Origin of the sequence: Bradyrhizobium sp. CCGE-LA001 (genome assembly GCF_000296215.2) — a bacterium.
In the GTDB taxonomy this organism is placed as follows: domain Bacteria; phylum Pseudomonadota; class Alphaproteobacteria; order Rhizobiales; family Xanthobacteraceae; genus Bradyrhizobium.
Genome location: NZ_CP013949.1, coordinates 5,556,123 through 5,570,681, shown reverse-complemented (window position 1 = coordinate 5,570,681; position 14,559 = coordinate 5,556,123). Strand labels below are relative to the sequence as shown.

General features: G+C 61.5%; 15 protein-coding genes and 2 pseudogenes. 13 read left to right on the top strand and 4 right to left on the bottom strand.

Going from position 1 to position 14,559, the window contains the following annotated elements:
* Positions 1-306: 306 nt before the first annotated feature.
* Positions 307-504 (top strand): hypothetical protein, encoded by a 198-nt coding sequence (locus BCCGELA001_RS26040; RefSeq protein ID WP_008555655.1) that lies wholly within the window; start codon positions 307-309, stop codon positions 502-504.
* On the opposite strand, the gene BCCGELA001_RS26035 is transcribed toward BCCGELA001_RS26040, so the two are convergent.
* Positions 476-685, bottom strand: a complete 210-nt coding sequence (locus tag BCCGELA001_RS26035) for a hypothetical protein (protein ID WP_144441473.1) — start codon at positions 683-685, stop codon at positions 476-478. The genes BCCGELA001_RS26040 and BCCGELA001_RS26035 overlap by 29 nt on opposite strands.
* Before the next feature lie 171 nt (positions 686-856).
* Between BCCGELA001_RS26035 and BCCGELA001_RS26030 the strand changes: the two genes are divergently transcribed.
* The 5 genes from BCCGELA001_RS26030 to BCCGELA001_RS36165 all read left to right on the top strand — a co-directional run bounded on the left by BCCGELA001_RS26030 (position 857) and on the right by BCCGELA001_RS36165 (position 6,028).
* On the top strand, positions 857-1,348 hold the full coding sequence (locus tag BCCGELA001_RS26030; RefSeq protein WP_008555650.1) for a DUF417 family protein: 492 nt from the start codon (positions 857-859) through the stop codon (positions 1,346-1,348).
* 87 nt (positions 1,349-1,435) lie between these two features.
* On the top strand, positions 1,436-2,221 hold the full coding sequence (locus tag BCCGELA001_RS26025) for a DUF4261 domain-containing protein (RefSeq protein WP_060736643.1): 786 nt from the start codon (positions 1,436-1,438) through the stop codon (positions 2,219-2,221).
* Between the two features lie 423 nt (positions 2,222-2,644).
* Positions 2,645-3,136, top strand: a complete 492-nt coding sequence (locus tag BCCGELA001_RS26020) for an imm11 family protein (protein ID WP_335339424.1) — start codon at positions 2,645-2,647, stop codon at positions 3,134-3,136.
* A gap of 218 nt (positions 3,137-3,354) precedes the next feature.
* Entirely contained in the window at positions 3,355-3,984 is a 630-nt protein-coding gene (locus BCCGELA001_RS26015; RefSeq protein WP_083543391.1) for an imm11 family protein, read from the top strand.
* Between the two features lie 409 nt (positions 3,985-4,393).
* The gene (locus tag BCCGELA001_RS36165) at positions 4,394-6,028 is read left to right on the top strand and encodes an AHH domain-containing protein (RefSeq protein WP_083543390.1); all 1,635 of its coding nucleotides are present in this window, start codon (positions 4,394-4,396) and stop codon (positions 6,026-6,028) included.
* A gap of 147 nt (positions 6,029-6,175) precedes the next feature.
* Here BCCGELA001_RS36165 and BCCGELA001_RS26005 read toward each other — a convergent pair whose 3' ends face one another.
* The 3 genes from BCCGELA001_RS26005 to BCCGELA001_RS25995 all read right to left on the bottom strand — a co-directional run bounded on the left by BCCGELA001_RS26005 (position 6,176) and on the right by BCCGELA001_RS25995 (position 8,581).
* Positions 6,176-7,708 carry an FAD-dependent monooxygenase gene (locus BCCGELA001_RS26005; protein WP_060736642.1) on the bottom strand — a complete coding sequence of 511 codons (1,533 nt, stop codon included), beginning with the start codon at positions 7,706-7,708 and terminating at the stop codon, positions 6,176-6,178.
* A 246-nt stretch (positions 7,709-7,954) separates the two neighbouring features.
* Entirely contained in the window at positions 7,955-8,299 is a 345-nt protein-coding gene (locus tag BCCGELA001_RS26000) for a response regulator (protein ID WP_008555614.1), read from the bottom strand.
* 63 nt (positions 8,300-8,362) lie between these two features.
* Positions 8,363-8,581, bottom strand: coding sequence for a hypothetical protein (locus BCCGELA001_RS25995; protein WP_008555611.1), 219 nt, complete (start codon positions 8,579-8,581; stop codon positions 8,363-8,365).
* 466 nt (positions 8,582-9,047) lie between these two features.
* Between BCCGELA001_RS25995 and BCCGELA001_RS25990 the strand changes: the two genes are divergently transcribed.
* The 7 genes and pseudogenes from BCCGELA001_RS25990 (at position 9,048) to BCCGELA001_RS25965 (ending at position 14,555) form a co-directional block, all read left to right on the top strand.
* Positions 9,048-9,374: a hypothetical protein gene (locus BCCGELA001_RS25990; RefSeq protein ID WP_060737836.1), complete on the top strand. Its 327-nt coding sequence runs from the start codon at positions 9,048-9,050 to the stop codon at positions 9,372-9,374.
* Positions 9,375-9,876: 502 nt separating this feature from the next.
* Positions 9,877-10,449: pseudogene (locus tag BCCGELA001_RS25985) on the top strand (phage terminase large subunit); the annotation flags it as partial.
* A gap of 244 nt (positions 10,450-10,693) precedes the next feature.
* A pseudogene (locus BCCGELA001_RS39465) lies at positions 10,694-10,903 on the top strand (hypothetical protein); the annotation flags it as partial.
* Positions 10,900-11,199, top strand: coding sequence for a hypothetical protein (locus BCCGELA001_RS25980; RefSeq protein ID WP_060737835.1), 300 nt, complete (start codon positions 10,900-10,902; stop codon positions 11,197-11,199). The pseudogene BCCGELA001_RS39465 and the gene BCCGELA001_RS25980, both read left to right, overlap by 4 nt.
* Before the next feature lie 42 nt (positions 11,200-11,241).
* The gene (locus BCCGELA001_RS25975; protein ID WP_008555597.1) at positions 11,242-11,670 is read left to right on the top strand and encodes a GNAT family N-acetyltransferase; all 429 of its coding nucleotides are present in this window, start codon (positions 11,242-11,244) and stop codon (positions 11,668-11,670) included.
* 244 nt (positions 11,671-11,914) lie between these two features.
* The gene (locus tag BCCGELA001_RS25970; RefSeq protein WP_060736641.1) at positions 11,915-13,180 is read left to right on the top strand and encodes a CaiB/BaiF CoA transferase family protein; all 1,266 of its coding nucleotides are present in this window, start codon (positions 11,915-11,917) and stop codon (positions 13,178-13,180) included.
* Between the two features lie 145 nt (positions 13,181-13,325).
* Positions 13,326-14,555: an acyl-CoA dehydrogenase family protein gene (locus BCCGELA001_RS25965; RefSeq protein WP_008555593.1), complete on the top strand. Its 1,230-nt coding sequence runs from the start codon at positions 13,326-13,328 to the stop codon at positions 14,553-14,555.
* Positions 14,556-14,559 lie beyond the last annotated feature (4 nt).

The window sequence follows — 14,559 nt, the reverse complement described above, 5'->3', positions numbered from 1 at the left end:
CTGGCGTTCTCATCACCGATAAATGCCACGGGCCTTGCGGTGATGAATCAACTCTACGACTTCGCAAGCACAGAGTCCCTATCAAATGATAGTCCGCGAACACTTATTTTCGGAAGCGAATACAGCGCCTTGAGCGTCTTACTCAATTTGAGCAGCGTGGTTCAAAGTTCACTTTTGAACATTCGCTATTGAACAAAGGCAGCTTGTGGTAGTTTACAGTCATCACCGGCCGAGGCTCTGCCCGTAGGCGTCGGTGGCTGAGAGACCGAGCGCGCTCCCGCCTGCAAAAGCGAAGGGAGCACGGCCATGCCGGGCGACAACCCGAACACACGTCATATCCACGAAGAGATCGCCGCCCTCGCGCGGCAGCGCAACTTCCTGCGTCAGCTCATCGCGCAATCCTGCGAGGTTCTGAAAACCCCGGTGCCCGACACGTTCCTGGGCCGCAAGACCCAGGAGCCTTTCCCGCGCGAGCCTACCGCTTCGCCGGAGCAGGAGCGCTGACGGTCAGCGCGATCGCGACCGCGGGGATAAGGCCATCCTGCAGCGTGCGGGTTTGCTCGGCCTGGGTGCAGATCGCCCACGCCGTATCCCGCTCACGCGCCAGCGCAGCTCGCAGCCGCTCGGCTTCGAGCAGGACGGCATCGGCGCGTGCCAGCAGGGGATCGGTCATTGCTCCCGGCATTCCGCTCCAACGCGGCGTCTTGCCGCTTGTTCCTGCGGGACGGGCGCTGCCTTGCCGCCCACGAAACCGTGACCCTCGCGTGAGGCGGGCGGGCGTAACGGGCCGGACGGGCGTGCCGTATCACCGGCAACCCGCGACGAAGGCGGGGAGCGCAAGGGGAAGACCACGTCCATGAAAGCAGAGTTCAACATCGCCGAAGCCGGCCACGGATCCTATCGCCCGCTCGCCATCCTGCGCTGGGTCATGGTGATCATCTTCGTCTCGTTCGGCATGCAGAAATTCACGCCGCAATCGGCGCAGGGCATCGCGCAGTTCATCGCCAGCAGCCCGTTCATCTCCTGGCTGCAGGTGTTCGGACTGCGCGGCGAGGCCTACTTTCTCGGCGTCACCGAATTCGCCATCGCCGCGCTGTTGATCGCCGGCGCCTTCTCGCCGCTACTCTCCGCGCTCGGCGCCTTCATGGGCGTCGTCACCTTCTTCGTCACCTTCTCGTTCTTCTTCACCACGCCGGGCGTCGTGACCTGGAGCCTCTCCACCGACCCGATGGCCTGGACGCTCGCCGGCGAATTCCTGTTCAAGGACATCGTGCTGCTGGCGGTGTGCGTGGTGCTGCTGCTGGCGTCGGTGAGGGGGATGGTGGAGAGGGGGACAAACGTCCCTTGACGTTGTTCCCTTTTTGTTCTAAGGTAGCAGAAGCTTCAATCTCTGGGTGAGACGAGCGTCTCGTCTCGAGCGTTCGGCGGGCTGTTCATGAGTAAGTTGTCTCTCGGTTTTGTTCTGTTGGACAGTCCGGTCACGCCGGACATGTCCGCTGTCGCGAACATCCTTCGCGCGCGACATCCGGATCTGATGACGGGGCCAGACGATCCTGGCGAGCAACACGTCCAGGCCAGCTCGCCGCTCATTCGCTGCGGCAACCAGCTCGTTGCCGTCATGTCGATGCCGGCGCCCCTTCCGGACGATACCGGCCTGTGGTCGCGCGCGGCCACGAATTGGCCGGAAAGCAAGGCCGTGGCTGTCAGGCATCGCGGCCACCTGATCGTCTCGGCCCTGGGAAAGGACGTGCCGCCGCTCACCGCCGCGCGAACCACCACCTCGGTGATTGGCGCACTGATCGCCGCCATGCCGGAAAGTTGCGGCGTGGTGTGGGACGGCCGGGTCGCCCGGCCGTCCGGTCTCTGGCTGGAATCCTCGAGCCGCGCCTTTGCCCCGTTTCCCGATTATCCCTTCACGCTGTGGGTGGACATTCTTCCCTTCCGGTCGGACCGGAAGATCGGCGCAATCACTGTCGGCTTGTCCAGTTTCGTCGGCCGCGAGATCGAGTTCAGGTCCGCCAGGCTGACCTTGCCGACAGTGATCGACAAGGTGGCCGGATTGTCCGCCTATCTGATCGAGCACGGCAACGTGGTGAAGGACGGCGACACCATCGGCGCAAGTGCGGAAGAGCGCATCAAGGTTCGGCACAGGAATTCGGAGGTTTTCGGCGATTTGCCGGTGTTCTTCTGTAGTGACGACTTGGCGGGCTCTCTCCAATGAACTGCTTCAGTCGCCGCATTTGGCGCTTGCGTGTCCCAAGCCGGTGGTTTGACACGTCGGGCAAAACACTGGCAGTATGGCATCATCGAAAGATTATAGATCGAGCCCCGCGGGAAACCGCGGGCTTTGTTGTTGGTCAGCTCATCGCGATCTCTGCCGGTTGGCGTTGAAGCACGATTTTCGCCCAGGCTCAGTCAGGAGTGACGACAAAGCATTTGTGTTGTGAAGCAATCCGCAGCGCGACGTCGCCGCCTCATAGATGGACCCCGACGGCGTATGTAAACGAGAGAAGGCGGATGGTACGTCCCCCTTCAGAGAAGCGCCCCGGCAAGGCAAAGGCTCGAAAGTTCTATTTGGTTGATCTGGACTTCAGGCTTCAAACCGCGCCGGGGTAAGATATGGAGAATCTCGCAGCTACCGCCGGTGCGCGAACTACTCATTCCGCCGCGAGGGCGCGGCTTCGTGCCTTTCCCGGAACCACCGCGACTCGTGATCGACAAGTCTCTCGGCCGCGATCCCAGGGACTGGGAGATGTTTCAGGACTACTGGCTTGTTTCCGACCGGATGAAGATCCTTCTCGAGACGCTAGATTCAGAGGGAGCCCGTTTTGTCAGGTGCGAGTCCCGATATCGAGACAATCGAGTGGCCCCTACATATTGGCTCTGCGATATCGTCCGGGTGCTCGATGCTGTCGACGAAGCGAACTCGGTTCTCAAGATCGAGTATCCGACGCCCGATTGGAAGGTCTACAAGTTACACGGAAGTAGCCTTGTGTTCAAAGAGGAGATTGTCGGGGCCGCTCATATCTTCAGGCTTTGTTTCTATCCAAGGATCGTCTGCGATCAGGCATTCAAGGATGCCTGCAAAGAATCGGCCGTTAAGGGCATCGCATTCACCGATGCAAGAAAGTATTGAGCTAATGCGCGGCTTCTGCCGATAGCTGTAAGACCTATTGTCGAGGTGTCGCCAATCTTTAAGCCAATCGTTTGACACGTCGGGCAAAACACTGGCAGTATGGCATCATCGAAAGATTATAGATCGAGCCCGCGGGATACCGCGGGCTTTATTGTTTGGCAGCCATCGGAGCCTTCGCCCGGTATTCGCTGCGACCAGGTTGTTCAACGGAAGCGGTCATGGCTGACGAAACAGGGATTTCTGTCGCGAAGCGCCCCAGAGCGCGAAAGCGCCGCTTCTATCGAATAGGTCCTGACTGGAACGGACGCAGTTCGGGATTGTGGGTGGAGGACGAGAGTATCCTTCCTCCTTATGAGGTAGCTCGTCTGCCGGCATCTCTCGAGCGTGTGCCTGTCGTGTTTGATAGATCCAGGGGCGTTTTGCCGCGTGACCTCGAACCCTGCTACCGCTGGTGGTTCATTTCGGATCGGACAAAGGTCGTGTTCGAAAGGCTTGATCCGGAAGCCTTTCGATTTGTGCCGTGCGATCTGCGAGTGGCGCCCGGTATCTATGATTGGTCGGGCTATTGGCTGTGCGATGTCGTCCGCGTCCTCGACGCACTGGATGAATCGCAATCGATCTTGGAGATCGGAATTCGGGACGATATCCGCTATCTCGATCATGGGCTGAAGTATTACGACTTCTCCTCCAGATGCAAACTGGTGTTCAGAGATGCCGAGATCGGGCAAGCACATATTTTCCATATGGCCTACGCCGAACCGACCGTCATATGTGATCAAGATTTCAAAGATGCCTGCAAGTCAGCGGGCCTCAAACGAATTAACTTCATAGACGTTTTAAAACTCTGAGCTTGCGTCGCCCCGTGCTGCGTAGCCCGATATTGTTCGCTCGCCGACAGCAGTGCATTTCCGGGGGATTAAAGGGCCGGCGAGGTTCGATTTACTGACGAATAGGTGAGACTTGGCCAGTCTCGCTTAGCGGTCTGCTCGCGTGCACAATTAGATGGCGGTTATTGCGTCGATACCGCGCCGCGCGATTGAAGATACTCGAGCCTGCATTCCCGGGCGACATATCAACGTTCCGTTGCCAAGCGTGTTGCCGGCACTCTGATTGAGCGTGTCGTCTGCAAAACCAAGCATCCAAAACCATTGCAACCCGATCTGAAGGTCGCGGGCTTTCGCTTTGCGATGTGCATGCGCGTCTCACGCGTCGACTGCTCATCGGCCGATCCTACCGAGATCGATTTCGCGAGGACGCATGTCGATATTGTCTGATCATCACATTATTCTCGATCGATTCAGAGGCCACGAAGCGTTCGATGATATAGACAAACAGACGTTCGACATCGATGGTCCCGAAAATCGCATCTACTTGCCAGCAGATCGGGAAGTCGCGGCAAAACTAGATGTGTCACCCCATCCCAGCAGACACGTTACTCCCTATAGCGAAAAAATTTCTAAAAAACTCGACAAAATCGCGAAGACTTCAAGCCCAGACGATCGGGTTCTAGAAATCAAGACTCTTATCAACGCAATACGAGTCGGTTTCCTCAACGGCGATCTCTATACAAATGTACCGATTGGCAAGACGCGAGAGGAGGTCGATCGCGGAATTGAGAAGGTTCTGACGGACCCCGAAGCTTACCTCGAACAGTATCCTGATCAACTCAGCGCTATCCGAGATCTTGAGAAGAGGGGAGCGAATGCCGGCCAGAAACATCTGATCAAATGGTTGCTCTATCTGGATCACCCAGAGAGAGAGAGGCTGCTGGATGAAGTGATCGCGGGCAACCCTGGCGTTAACATAACTGCAGACAACCGGGACCTGGACGGAACGAAGTGGCAGCGCAAGCCTTCGGCCCTCGATTCCACCGCGAATATTCTGCAGACGCCTGGTTCGACAGCACTCAACCCGCGCGACTTTCCGTCGCTGCCAGGATACAGTTCACCTTCTCTCGCTGGTCTGAATGAACAAGAAGGGTTCACACGAAGCGATCCGCGCTTCAATGGCCAACTGCCGGCCTTTCCTGCGCCTGGTCCAGACGAGAAACAGTTCGATCAACTGCCTCCAACTACGGCCACCTCAGTAGATCCTTTGGTTCTCCAATCCGATCCGGCGTCTGGAGCGTGGCTGCCGTTCTATGGAAATCCTTTGGCCGGCGGCTCATTCGTGGGGCAGAATCCTGTGCCTTTGTTGGCCGGAGCTGCGGCGGCCGGAGTAGCACTACCCTTCGTTCCCGGTTGGCTGCTTGCCTTTGGCAGCCTCTTTGCGCTCTCGAAAGCTGCCACCGCGCAGGATAGCATGCCGGCTACGAAGTTCGGTGCCGACACTCCTGGCGGAGGAGTGTTCTCAACAGGAACGACCGCGTCAGACACCTTGGGCAGCGGCCTCAAAGAAACGGATCACAGTAGCGGCTATTCGAACTCATCAACGTCCGGGCCGCAGGTTAACAGAGCTTCCTCCCTCGTTCCCGAGGCACACGCTAGCTCTTTCGCGGATCGCTTTGGCAATTGGACCAGCACGCCAAGTGGCACCGTGCCGACCGAAGGTCCGCCTGAAGCCGTACCTACACCCAGCGCGGGATCAGTCCCGCCTGAGGAAGTCCGGCGTCTGGCCCGTGTCAACGCATCGAACGCGGGCAGCGTGTTCACGTCGGGCAGTGCGCCGGTCCCGCATCTGCCTTCCACCGAACTCAATGAGAGGTTTGGCAGTTGGATTGTGCCAACAGCTGACGGCCGGCCGCCGGCGAGCAAGCCGATCGGCGCGTTCGCGGATGAGCCAAGCTACCTCATTCCGCCACCGATCTTCGGAGTGGCAGGCACTAGCAATCCACGCAATTACGCTGAAGAGTGGTTCTCGCGCTGGATACGGCCATTCATTCACCCTGAGTGAAGCCGATCGCGACGACGAGCATGCCATTGGAGATCGCCCGTTTGACACGTCGGGCAAAACACTGGCATGATGGCATCATCGAAAAGTTTGGATTAAGCCCGCGGCGCGCCGCGGGCTTCGTTTTTTGAAGCGTCGTCACGTCCTGCACTACGCCGCACCCGGCCCGAACCACTGCGTCAGCGCCTCCTCAAGTCCGTGCTCACTCTCATCTCCCACCCAGGCCACATGGCCGTCGGGCCGCACCAGCACGGCGCGTGGCGCTGCGACATCTCCGATCGCCGGCAGCTGCCATGGGCCGTCATAGACAGCGTCGACGACGGCGATGCGATCGGCCCAGCGCGCCGCCTCGCCGCCGCCGGGCTCGCCGAAATTGAGCAGCACGCCGCGCGCGCCGTGCAGCAGCGTGAACAGTGTTCGCGCCTCGCCTGCGACGATGAGATCGAGATCGGGCATGCGGCGGCCGAGCAGGGCGTGGCCTTCGCCGAGATCATAGGCGATGTCGAGCCCGCTCATCATCGCGCCATAACGCCGGCGGGGAGCGTCCAGGCCGAGCAACTCGGCGACGGTCTCGCGCGCGGCCTTGAGGCCGTCGTCGCCGCGGCGGAGCAGGGCGATCTGCGCCATGGTGGTCTTCAGCACGCGCGCGGCGACGGGATGGCGCTCGGCATGATAGCTCTCGAGCAGGCTGTCCGGCGAGATGCCGCGCACCACCTGCGCCAGCTTCCAGCCGAGATTGACGGCGTCCTGCACACCGAGGTTGAGGCCCTGTCCGCCGACGGAGTGATGGATATGCGCGGCATCGCCGGCGAGCAGCACGCGGCCCTTGCGATATGAGGTGGCCTGCCGCGCCGCATCGGTGAAGCGCGAGATCCAGGCTGGGTCGTGCACGCCGAAATCGGTGCCGTAGACGGCATGGAGGGCTTCGCTGAGGTCGTGCAAAGAGGGCTCGCCGCTGCGCGCGAGCGTTGCTTCGGTCACGACGACCAGCACACGGCCGCTCTCGGACTTGCTCAGGCCGTGAAAGCCGAGCGCGTCGTGACGCAGGCCGAACTCGGGCTGCTCGCGCATCTCGACCTCGGCCATGAGATTGCTCAGCGTCGGCGCGAAGCCGGCGAAGTCGATGCCGGCGGCCTTGCGCACCACGCTGCGGCCGCCGTCGCAGCCGACGAGATAGTTTGCGCGCAGCACCTTGCCGTCTGAAAGCGTGACGTCGACGCCGGTCTCGTCGTGCGCGACATTCGTGACTTCGGTGTTGCGATAGATCGGCACGGCGAGCTCGGCGGCCCAATCGGCCAGGATGCGCTCGATGTGGGCCTGCCGCAGCGCGAGCCCGTAAGGATGGCGCGTGGGGAGGTCGCTGATGTCGAGCCTGGTCCAGGCAAAGCCCGCGAGCTGGGTGATCTGGCCCTCGCGCAGGAAGCGATCGGCGATGCCGCGCTGGTCGAGGATCTCGATGGTGCGGGCGTGCAAGCCGCCGGCGCGGGTCTCGACCAGCGCCTGACTGGCGCGCCGCTCGATCACCGCGACGTCGACCTTGGCGAGCGCGAGCTCGGCGGCCAGCATCAATCCGGTGGGACCGCCGCCGGCGATGAGGACGGCATGATCGGCGCTCGCCGCGGCGTTCGCGCCGGCGCGATGGGCCTCGTGGTTCGAACGCGACCTTGGAAGCAGTATCGGCATGTCGTGACCCCCTCGATGTCGTTGGCTGGGTCACGGCTTCTACGGCAGGAACGGGGGCTTGAAGCAAGCCCCTTGCGCACTACATATCAAGCTGGGAGGAAGGTCGCCTTCTTTCGCGCTCGCCGCGTTGACACGTCGGGCAAAACACCGGCATAATGGCATCATCGAAAGAGTTTGGTTCAGCCCGCGCGGACGCTATCCGCTGCGGGTTTTTCTGTTCTGGGGCGTTGTTCTCTTGCGCTGTGTTCAGCAGATGCCGGTGGTTCGGTGCATGATGTCGGCGAGCTCCTCGAACGAGAACGGCTTGCGGATCATCGGCAGGCCGCCGCGCCGCGGCTCGCGGCCCGACAGCTGCAGCACCTTCAGCTCCGGACGGACGCGCCGCGCCCGCTCGGCCAGTTCATGACCGTCCATGCCGGGCATGTTGATGTCGGTGATGAGGATGGAGATGTCCTGGTTATGCTCGAGCCGGTCGAGGGCGTCTCTCCCGGCTTGGGCGCGGATGACCTGACAGCCGAGATCCTCCAGCATGTCCGCGATGACGTCGAGGACGGCGGGATCGTCGTCAACAACCAGGACAGTGTGGCTCATCTCACGCAGGTTCCTTCCAACGAAGGAACTAACGCGCCTCTCGCCAGGGTGGTTCCTTCAAGCCTAATCGTCCTTCGACAAATCGCCCGGCTTGGCGGGAAGGTCGATGGCGCCGCCTTCGCCCTGCGAGAGATCGCGACCTCTGTCCTCGGTCTCGCCGGAATCTTCGACGATCGTGTCGTGCATCTCGCGCGCCTTGTCGATGTGCGGCTTGTGATCGCCGCGCGGCGGGCCGGCTCCGGCCCGGTTGCGCGATGCCTGTCGTGACGTCGTCCTGGACATGCGTCGATCCTCCTGATCGACTAACTCTCGCGAGACCCGCAGGTTCGTTTGACACGTCGGGCAAAACACCGGCATAGTGACATCATCGAGACGAGTTTGGTTCACCCGCGCGGACGACATCCGCCGCGGGTTTTTTCGTTCTCGATTGCAGAATCGGACGGTGGCCCACGCATCACGGCCACGCACTTTGCTTGATACGCGTTCAGGGAGCGCCGATCGGCGTGCCGCCGTCCGAACCATTTGCTGGCCGTGCACGCGCGAACGTGCCGGCCCGCGGCGCTGGGGCTTTGCCCGCGCCGCTGCGGTCTCCGGAGCCACGGAGATAGGGTTCGCGCCCGAAACGATCGCGCCTCATCGCCGCGATCTGCCGCGCATTTTCTTCTTTGGGAGGAATGATGACCGCTTACCTGATTTCGCTCGCGCTCGCGGGTCTCGTCGCAATCGTGCTGTGGGAGACTTGCTCTTGATCGAGGAGGAGAGCGAGAGCGCGCCGGCGCGCTTGCCCGCGCCCAGGAAGACGTCGCGGGCGCGGACGCTGACCGAGATCCGCTCGCTGGCGCGCAGCCACACCAGGACCGCCATCCGTGTTCTCGTCGGCATCATGCGCAGCGAGGATGCAACGCCTGCAGCACGCCTCTCGGCGGCCAACGCCATCCTCGACCGCGGCTGGGGCAAAGCCGCGCAGCCGGTCGAGAACGGCGAAGACCAACCGCTCGAACTGGTTCACCGGGTCGAGCGCGTCATCGTTCATCCGAAGGATGGGAGCGACACGGAAGGCGAGAGCGAGGCCTGAGCTCGCCGGCGCAGATTCGGAATTTTCTATTTGTCGTTTGACACGTCAGGCAAAACACTGGCAGAATGGCATCATCAAGATTTAGTTGGTTCAGCCCGCGCCGTGCAATTGGCCGCGGGTTTTTCGTTTCGGTGACCCTTCCGCTAGTTCTTGGTCTGCTTGCTCGTCCGGCGTTGCGCCGTATAGGAACGCTGCACTTGGTCGCCGCAGTAGGACAGCTTTCGGCCGTCGCCGGTAAAGCGTCCATCCTGAGTTGAGCAAGCTAGCCGAAGCTGCGGATCGCGGCAACGGGTAGAACGAGCTGGCTTGCGTCTCTTGAAATGGAGAGCGCGCAGAAGCAGCTCGGAGGGCTTTTTGGACTTTGGCCGCCTTCTCTGAAAGCGCGGTCTCTCCTGACCTGAGCCAGACCCGGCAGGGACCACCTGGCATCCCTAACAACGAAGACTGGTCCGCGATGTGGCGCAGGCGCACCGGCCTGCCCTAGGGCAAGCGAGCGCATCCATTGTCCATTCTGAAAATTCCGACGGCGAAGATCTTCGAGCCGTTGCTGAAACCTGCGCGCTACAAGGGCGTTTACGGCGGACGCGGCTCGGGCAAATCGCACTTCTTCGGCGAGCTTCTGGTCGAGACATGCCAGGCCGAGCGCGGCACGCTCGCGGTCTGCATCCGCGAGGCGCAGCGGACGCTGGCGCAGTCCTCGAAACGTCTGATCGAAGGCAAGATCGCGAGCCTTCGCCTCGGCCACGGCTTCAAACTGTTCAGCGACAAGATCGAGACGCCCGGCGACGGGCTGATCATCTTCCGCGGGCTTCAGGATCACACGGCCGACTCAATCAAGTCGTTGGAAGGTTTTCGCATCGCCTGGATCGACGAGGCCCAGTCGCTCAGCGCGCGTAGCCTCGCGCTGCTGCGGCCGACGATCCGCGCCAAGGATTCGGAGCTCTGGGCGAGCTGGAATCCGCGACGCAAGAGCGATGCGATCGACGATTTTTTACGCGGGCGGCAGCCCGACGGCGCCGTCGTCGTGAAGGCGAACTGGCGTGACAATCCCTGGTTTCCGGACGTGCTCGGGGAGGAGCGGTTGCTGGATCAGAAGCTCTATCCTGAGCGCTACGATCACATCTGGGAGGGCGAATATGCCCGCGCCTTCGAGGGCGCCTATTTTGCTTCGCTGCTGTCGGAGGCGCGTGCCGGGGGACGGATCGGAAAAATCTCCGCCGATCCTCTGCTGCCGCTTCGCGCCTTTATCGACATCGGCGGCGCCGGTGCCGCGGCAGATGCCTTCACGATGTGGATCGTGCAGTGGGTCGGCAGCGAAAGCAGAAATCGGGCACTGGTACGAGCCGGACAAGCTGATGGGCTATTGCGTGGCGCTCTATTTCGCAAAGCTCCTGGTCTGGGACAAGGTTCTCGGCTTCGGCTCGACGGACGCTCTGGCGGGATTTGCGGCAATCACCGCCAATCTCGTGGTCTCCTTTTACTTCGCCAAGCGCGGCTTCGAGAACGTTGCAAGGATCATCAAGCGGTGAAAATCGTGAATGACGAAATCAGGGCGATCGTTGCTGAGACACTGGCCGAGCAGCACAGGCTCCAGCAGGAAAGCATCGATGCAATCGTGCTGAAGGCGGTGGCGTCGGTGCTGGCTTCTTTTGGAATTGAAGATGACGACCGGAAGGAGCTCCGAGCTGATTTTCAGCACCTGCGGCGCTGGCGAAAAAGCGTGGAGCAGGCGCAGAGCTACACCTTCAAGGCCGTCATCACGGTGATTGCGACCGGTCTGATGGGAGCGGTCTGGCTCGGTGTCAAAGTCGTGCTGGGCAAGTGAGTCTCGACGGCCGGACTTAAGATCCCCCACAAGGCTATCTCCATGTACAGAATTCGTACCGTCGATGCGGACGATGACGAGACTGCCGAGATCCTCGGCGATCTGCATCGGCTGACATTCTTCAATGGGGCCGCCATGCCGCAGTTCGGTTTGGGTGCGTGGTGGCTCGCCTATCACGATGATGATCCGGTCGCCTTCGCCGGCGTCGTGCCGTCGACGCATGCGCGAAACAGTGGATATTTTTGCCGGGTCGGGGTTTTGCAGCGGCATCGAGGACGGGGGCTTCAACTCAGGTTGATGCGGGCGATCGAGGCGCAAGGGCGGCGTCTGGGGTGGAATAGCATCGTCTCCGATACGACGGACAATCCGACATCTGCGAACAATTTCATCGAGGCGGGTTATCGGCTCTACGAGCCCGAGGCACCCTGGGCCTGGTCGCACACGCTGTATTGGCGAAAGCGGCTACGCTGAGCATCGCGGGCCCGTTTCCCGCGGCGCGGAACGTGACTTCCTCAAACGAGGAGGGCTACGCAAGACGCGCGTGGCCTCCGCACGCGCTGAGCATCTACCGGCCCGGCAGCCTGATAGGCTGCCGGGCCTTTTTTGCGTTTGCGGCCATGCGGGCGAAGCACTTGCGAACTCGGCGGCGTCGGGCTTTAAGTTTGCTTCTGCAGGAAATTCGGCGGCCACAAGCCGATGTAACGGAGCGCTATCGATGTCCACTAAGCCTCAATTGCCGGAACGTTCACCGCGTGCGACGGTAGCTCCGGCTGCGCTCGACGGTTTGCTGGTCGTCGATTTCACGCGTGTGGTGGCCGGCCCAGCCTGCACGCAGACGCTTGCCGATTTCGGCGCGCATGTCATCAAGATCGAGAATCCTGACGGTGGCGACGACACGCGTGCATATGAGCACGCCGAAATCGGCGGCGAAAGCGCCGCTTACCTCAGCCTGAACCGCAACAAGCGCGGGATTGCGCTCGACCTTGCCGTGCCGGAGGCTCGCGCGATTGCGCTCGACCTGATCCGCAAGGCGGATGTCGTCGTCGAGAATTTTTCCAGCGGGGTCATGAAGAAATTCGGCCTCGACTACGAAGCTGTCGCGCCGCTTAACCCGCGGCTGGTCTATTGCTCGATCTCCGCCTACGGACGCACCGGGCCGTTTGCTTCGCGTCCGGGCTTTGATCCGATCACACAAGCGGAAAGCGGCTTCATGTCGCTCAACGGGTTTGCCGACGGCCCGGCGGTTCGCACCGGTCCGCCGATCGTGGATATGGCAACGGGAATGTCTGCCTGCAACGCCATCCTGCTGGCGCTGCTGGCGCGGGACCGGCTCGGCCGCGGGCAGCATGTCGAGGTCGCGCTGTTCGACATTGCCATGGGAATGACCGGCTTCTACGGCATGGCCTATCTGATCAATGGCGAGAATCCCGGCCGGTTCGGCAATTCGCCGAGCGGATCTCCGACCGTCGGGGTGTATGAGGCCTCCGATGGGCCGCTCTACATGGCCTGCGCCAACGACCGGCTTTATCGCCGCTTGGTCGTCGAGGTGCTGAACCGGCCCGACCTCATTAACGATCCACAGTTCGCCACACGCAAAGCGCGCTCGGAGAACAAGGAGCTCTTGCGGGCAGCCATCGCGGAAGTCTTTGCCGACGATACGCTCGAGAACTGGATGGCGAAGATGAAGCAGGCCAATATCCCTGTGGGCTATCTTCGAACAGTCGAGGAAGGGTTCAATGCGCCCGAGGCGCGCGAGCGTCATCGCTTGAACCGGATACCGCATCCGACAGCGGAGTGGGTCCCTAACATTGAGCCGCCGATCGCAATGAGTCTGACCGGCGCGATCGATCCTGTTGCAGCTCCTCTGCTGGGCGAGCATACCAAAGCCGTCCTCCATGACTTGCTCGGTTATGATCAGCTTCGGATCACTGAGCTCACTGAAAAGGGTGTCTTTGGCACAGGCAAGGCGACGCCGGCTTGAGCACAAACGTCCAACGAGGTGGAGCATCCTCTCCCTCGGCTTGCCTTCAGGCAGTCTCCGCAAGGCCATTGCACAGCCTCGATGTTGCATCGGCTTGATTTGGCGGTGGTCCGGCCGCATAAATGTGCCAAAGCGAGGGACACCAATGGCGCCTGGTCGAGAGCCGAGCATCAGCGAGCCTGCCAGGCTGGAAGCCGGCGAACTCGCCTATGCGGCCATGATGGCCAAGGCACGGGCGCTCCTGCCGCGACTGCGGGAGCGGGCGGCGCGGACGGAGGAGTTACGGCACCTTCCGCCGGAGACCGAAAGGGATCTTCACGATACTGGCCTGTTCCGGATGCTCCAGCCGAGCCGGATCGGTGGCGCGGAGCTCGACTACGTCTCGTTGATCGATTGCGCGGATCTGCTCGGGCAGGCGGACGCGTCGGTCGCCTGGAATCTCGCCAATTTGGCGAGCCATCATTGGATGCTCGGCATGTTCGAGCCGAAGGCGCAGGATCTGGTCTGGAGCCGGGATCCGGACGCGTTGATCGCATCCTCATTCATTTTTCCGGCTGGTCGCGCCACAAGGGTCGAGGGCGGGTATCGGCTGCATGGCAGCTGGCCGTTCTCCTCGGGCGTTGCTTCCTGCGAATGGAACATGCTGGCAAGCGTCGTCTACTCCGACGACGAAGCCGACGGCATCGAGTATCGGATCTTTCTGCTGCCGAAGGACGATTACAAGGTGCTCGACACCTGGAACGTCGCGGGACTGCGCGGGACCGGGTCTTGCGACGTGGAGGTCAGGGATGCCTTCGTTGCCAACCATATGACGGTTGCTGTCGGCGATCTCGCCGGGGGCCCGACGCCGGGCAGCAAGGTCAATCCAAATCCGCTGTATGCACTCCCTGTCTTTTCGCTGTTTCCTTACGTTCTCTCCGGCGTTGCGCTCGGAAATGCGCAGGCATGTCTTGACGACTATGCGGAGGTCGCACGTCATCGCATTTCAACCTACAACCGGGCCAAGCTGAGCGATTTTCAAAGCACGCAGATCAAGATCGCGGAGGCCTCGGCGAAAATCGACGCCGCGCGCCTGATCATGCGCTCGGCATGTCTGGATGCCATGGCAAATGCGCGACGCGGTCATATCCCTGACATGGCGACCAAAACCAGATATCGGCGCGATGGCGCCTTTTCGGTGAATCTGTGCACCGAGGCGGTCTCCATGCTGTTTGCCGCGAGCGGAGCACGTGGCCTGTTCACGACGGGCGTGCTGCAGCGGCAATTCCGTGATGCGCATGCGATCAACTCGCATCTGGCGTTCAACTTTGATGCGGCCGGGACCAACTATGGACGCGTGGCACTGGGCCTGCCGTCCGAGAATCTGACGCTGTGAGGCC

Bases quoted from the DNA above. Each gene is read 5' to 3' on its own strand.
- BCCGELA001_RS26005 (WP_060736642.1), bottom strand. From the start codon at position 7,708: ATGCCGATACTGCTTCCAAGGTCGCGTTCGAACCACGAGGCCCATCGC.
- BCCGELA001_RS25975 (WP_008555597.1), top strand. From the start codon at position 11,242: ATGTACAGAATTCGTACCGTCGATGCGGACGATGACGAGACTGCCGAG.
- BCCGELA001_RS26030 (WP_008555650.1), top strand. From the start codon at position 857: ATGAAAGCAGAGTTCAACATCGCCGAAGCCGGCCACGGATCCTATCGC.
- BCCGELA001_RS26015 (WP_083543391.1), top strand. From the start codon at position 3,355: ATGGCTGACGAAACAGGGATTTCTGTCGCGAAGCGCCCCAGAGCGCGA.
- BCCGELA001_RS26040 (WP_008555655.1), top strand. From the start codon at position 307: ATGCCGGGCGACAACCCGAACACACGTCATATCCACGAAGAGATCGCC.
- BCCGELA001_RS25995 (WP_008555611.1), bottom strand. From the start codon at position 8,581: ATGTCCAGGACGACGTCACGACAGGCATCGCGCAACCGGGCCGGAGCC.
- BCCGELA001_RS25970 (WP_060736641.1), top strand. From the start codon at position 11,915: ATGTCCACTAAGCCTCAATTGCCGGAACGTTCACCGCGTGCGACGGTA.
- BCCGELA001_RS36165 (WP_083543390.1), top strand. From the start codon at position 4,394: ATGTCGATATTGTCTGATCATCACATTATTCTCGATCGATTCAGAGGC.
- BCCGELA001_RS26000 (WP_008555614.1), bottom strand. From the start codon at position 8,299: ATGAGCCACACTGTCCTGGTTGTTGACGACGATCCCGCCGTCCTCGAC.
- BCCGELA001_RS26035 (WP_144441473.1), bottom strand. From the start codon at position 685: ATGCCGGGAGCAATGACCGATCCCCTGCTGGCACGCGCCGATGCCGTC.
- BCCGELA001_RS25965 (WP_008555593.1), top strand. From the start codon at position 13,326: ATGGCGCCTGGTCGAGAGCCGAGCATCAGCGAGCCTGCCAGGCTGGAA.
- BCCGELA001_RS26025 (WP_060736643.1), top strand. From the start codon at position 1,436: ATGAGTAAGTTGTCTCTCGGTTTTGTTCTGTTGGACAGTCCGGTCACG.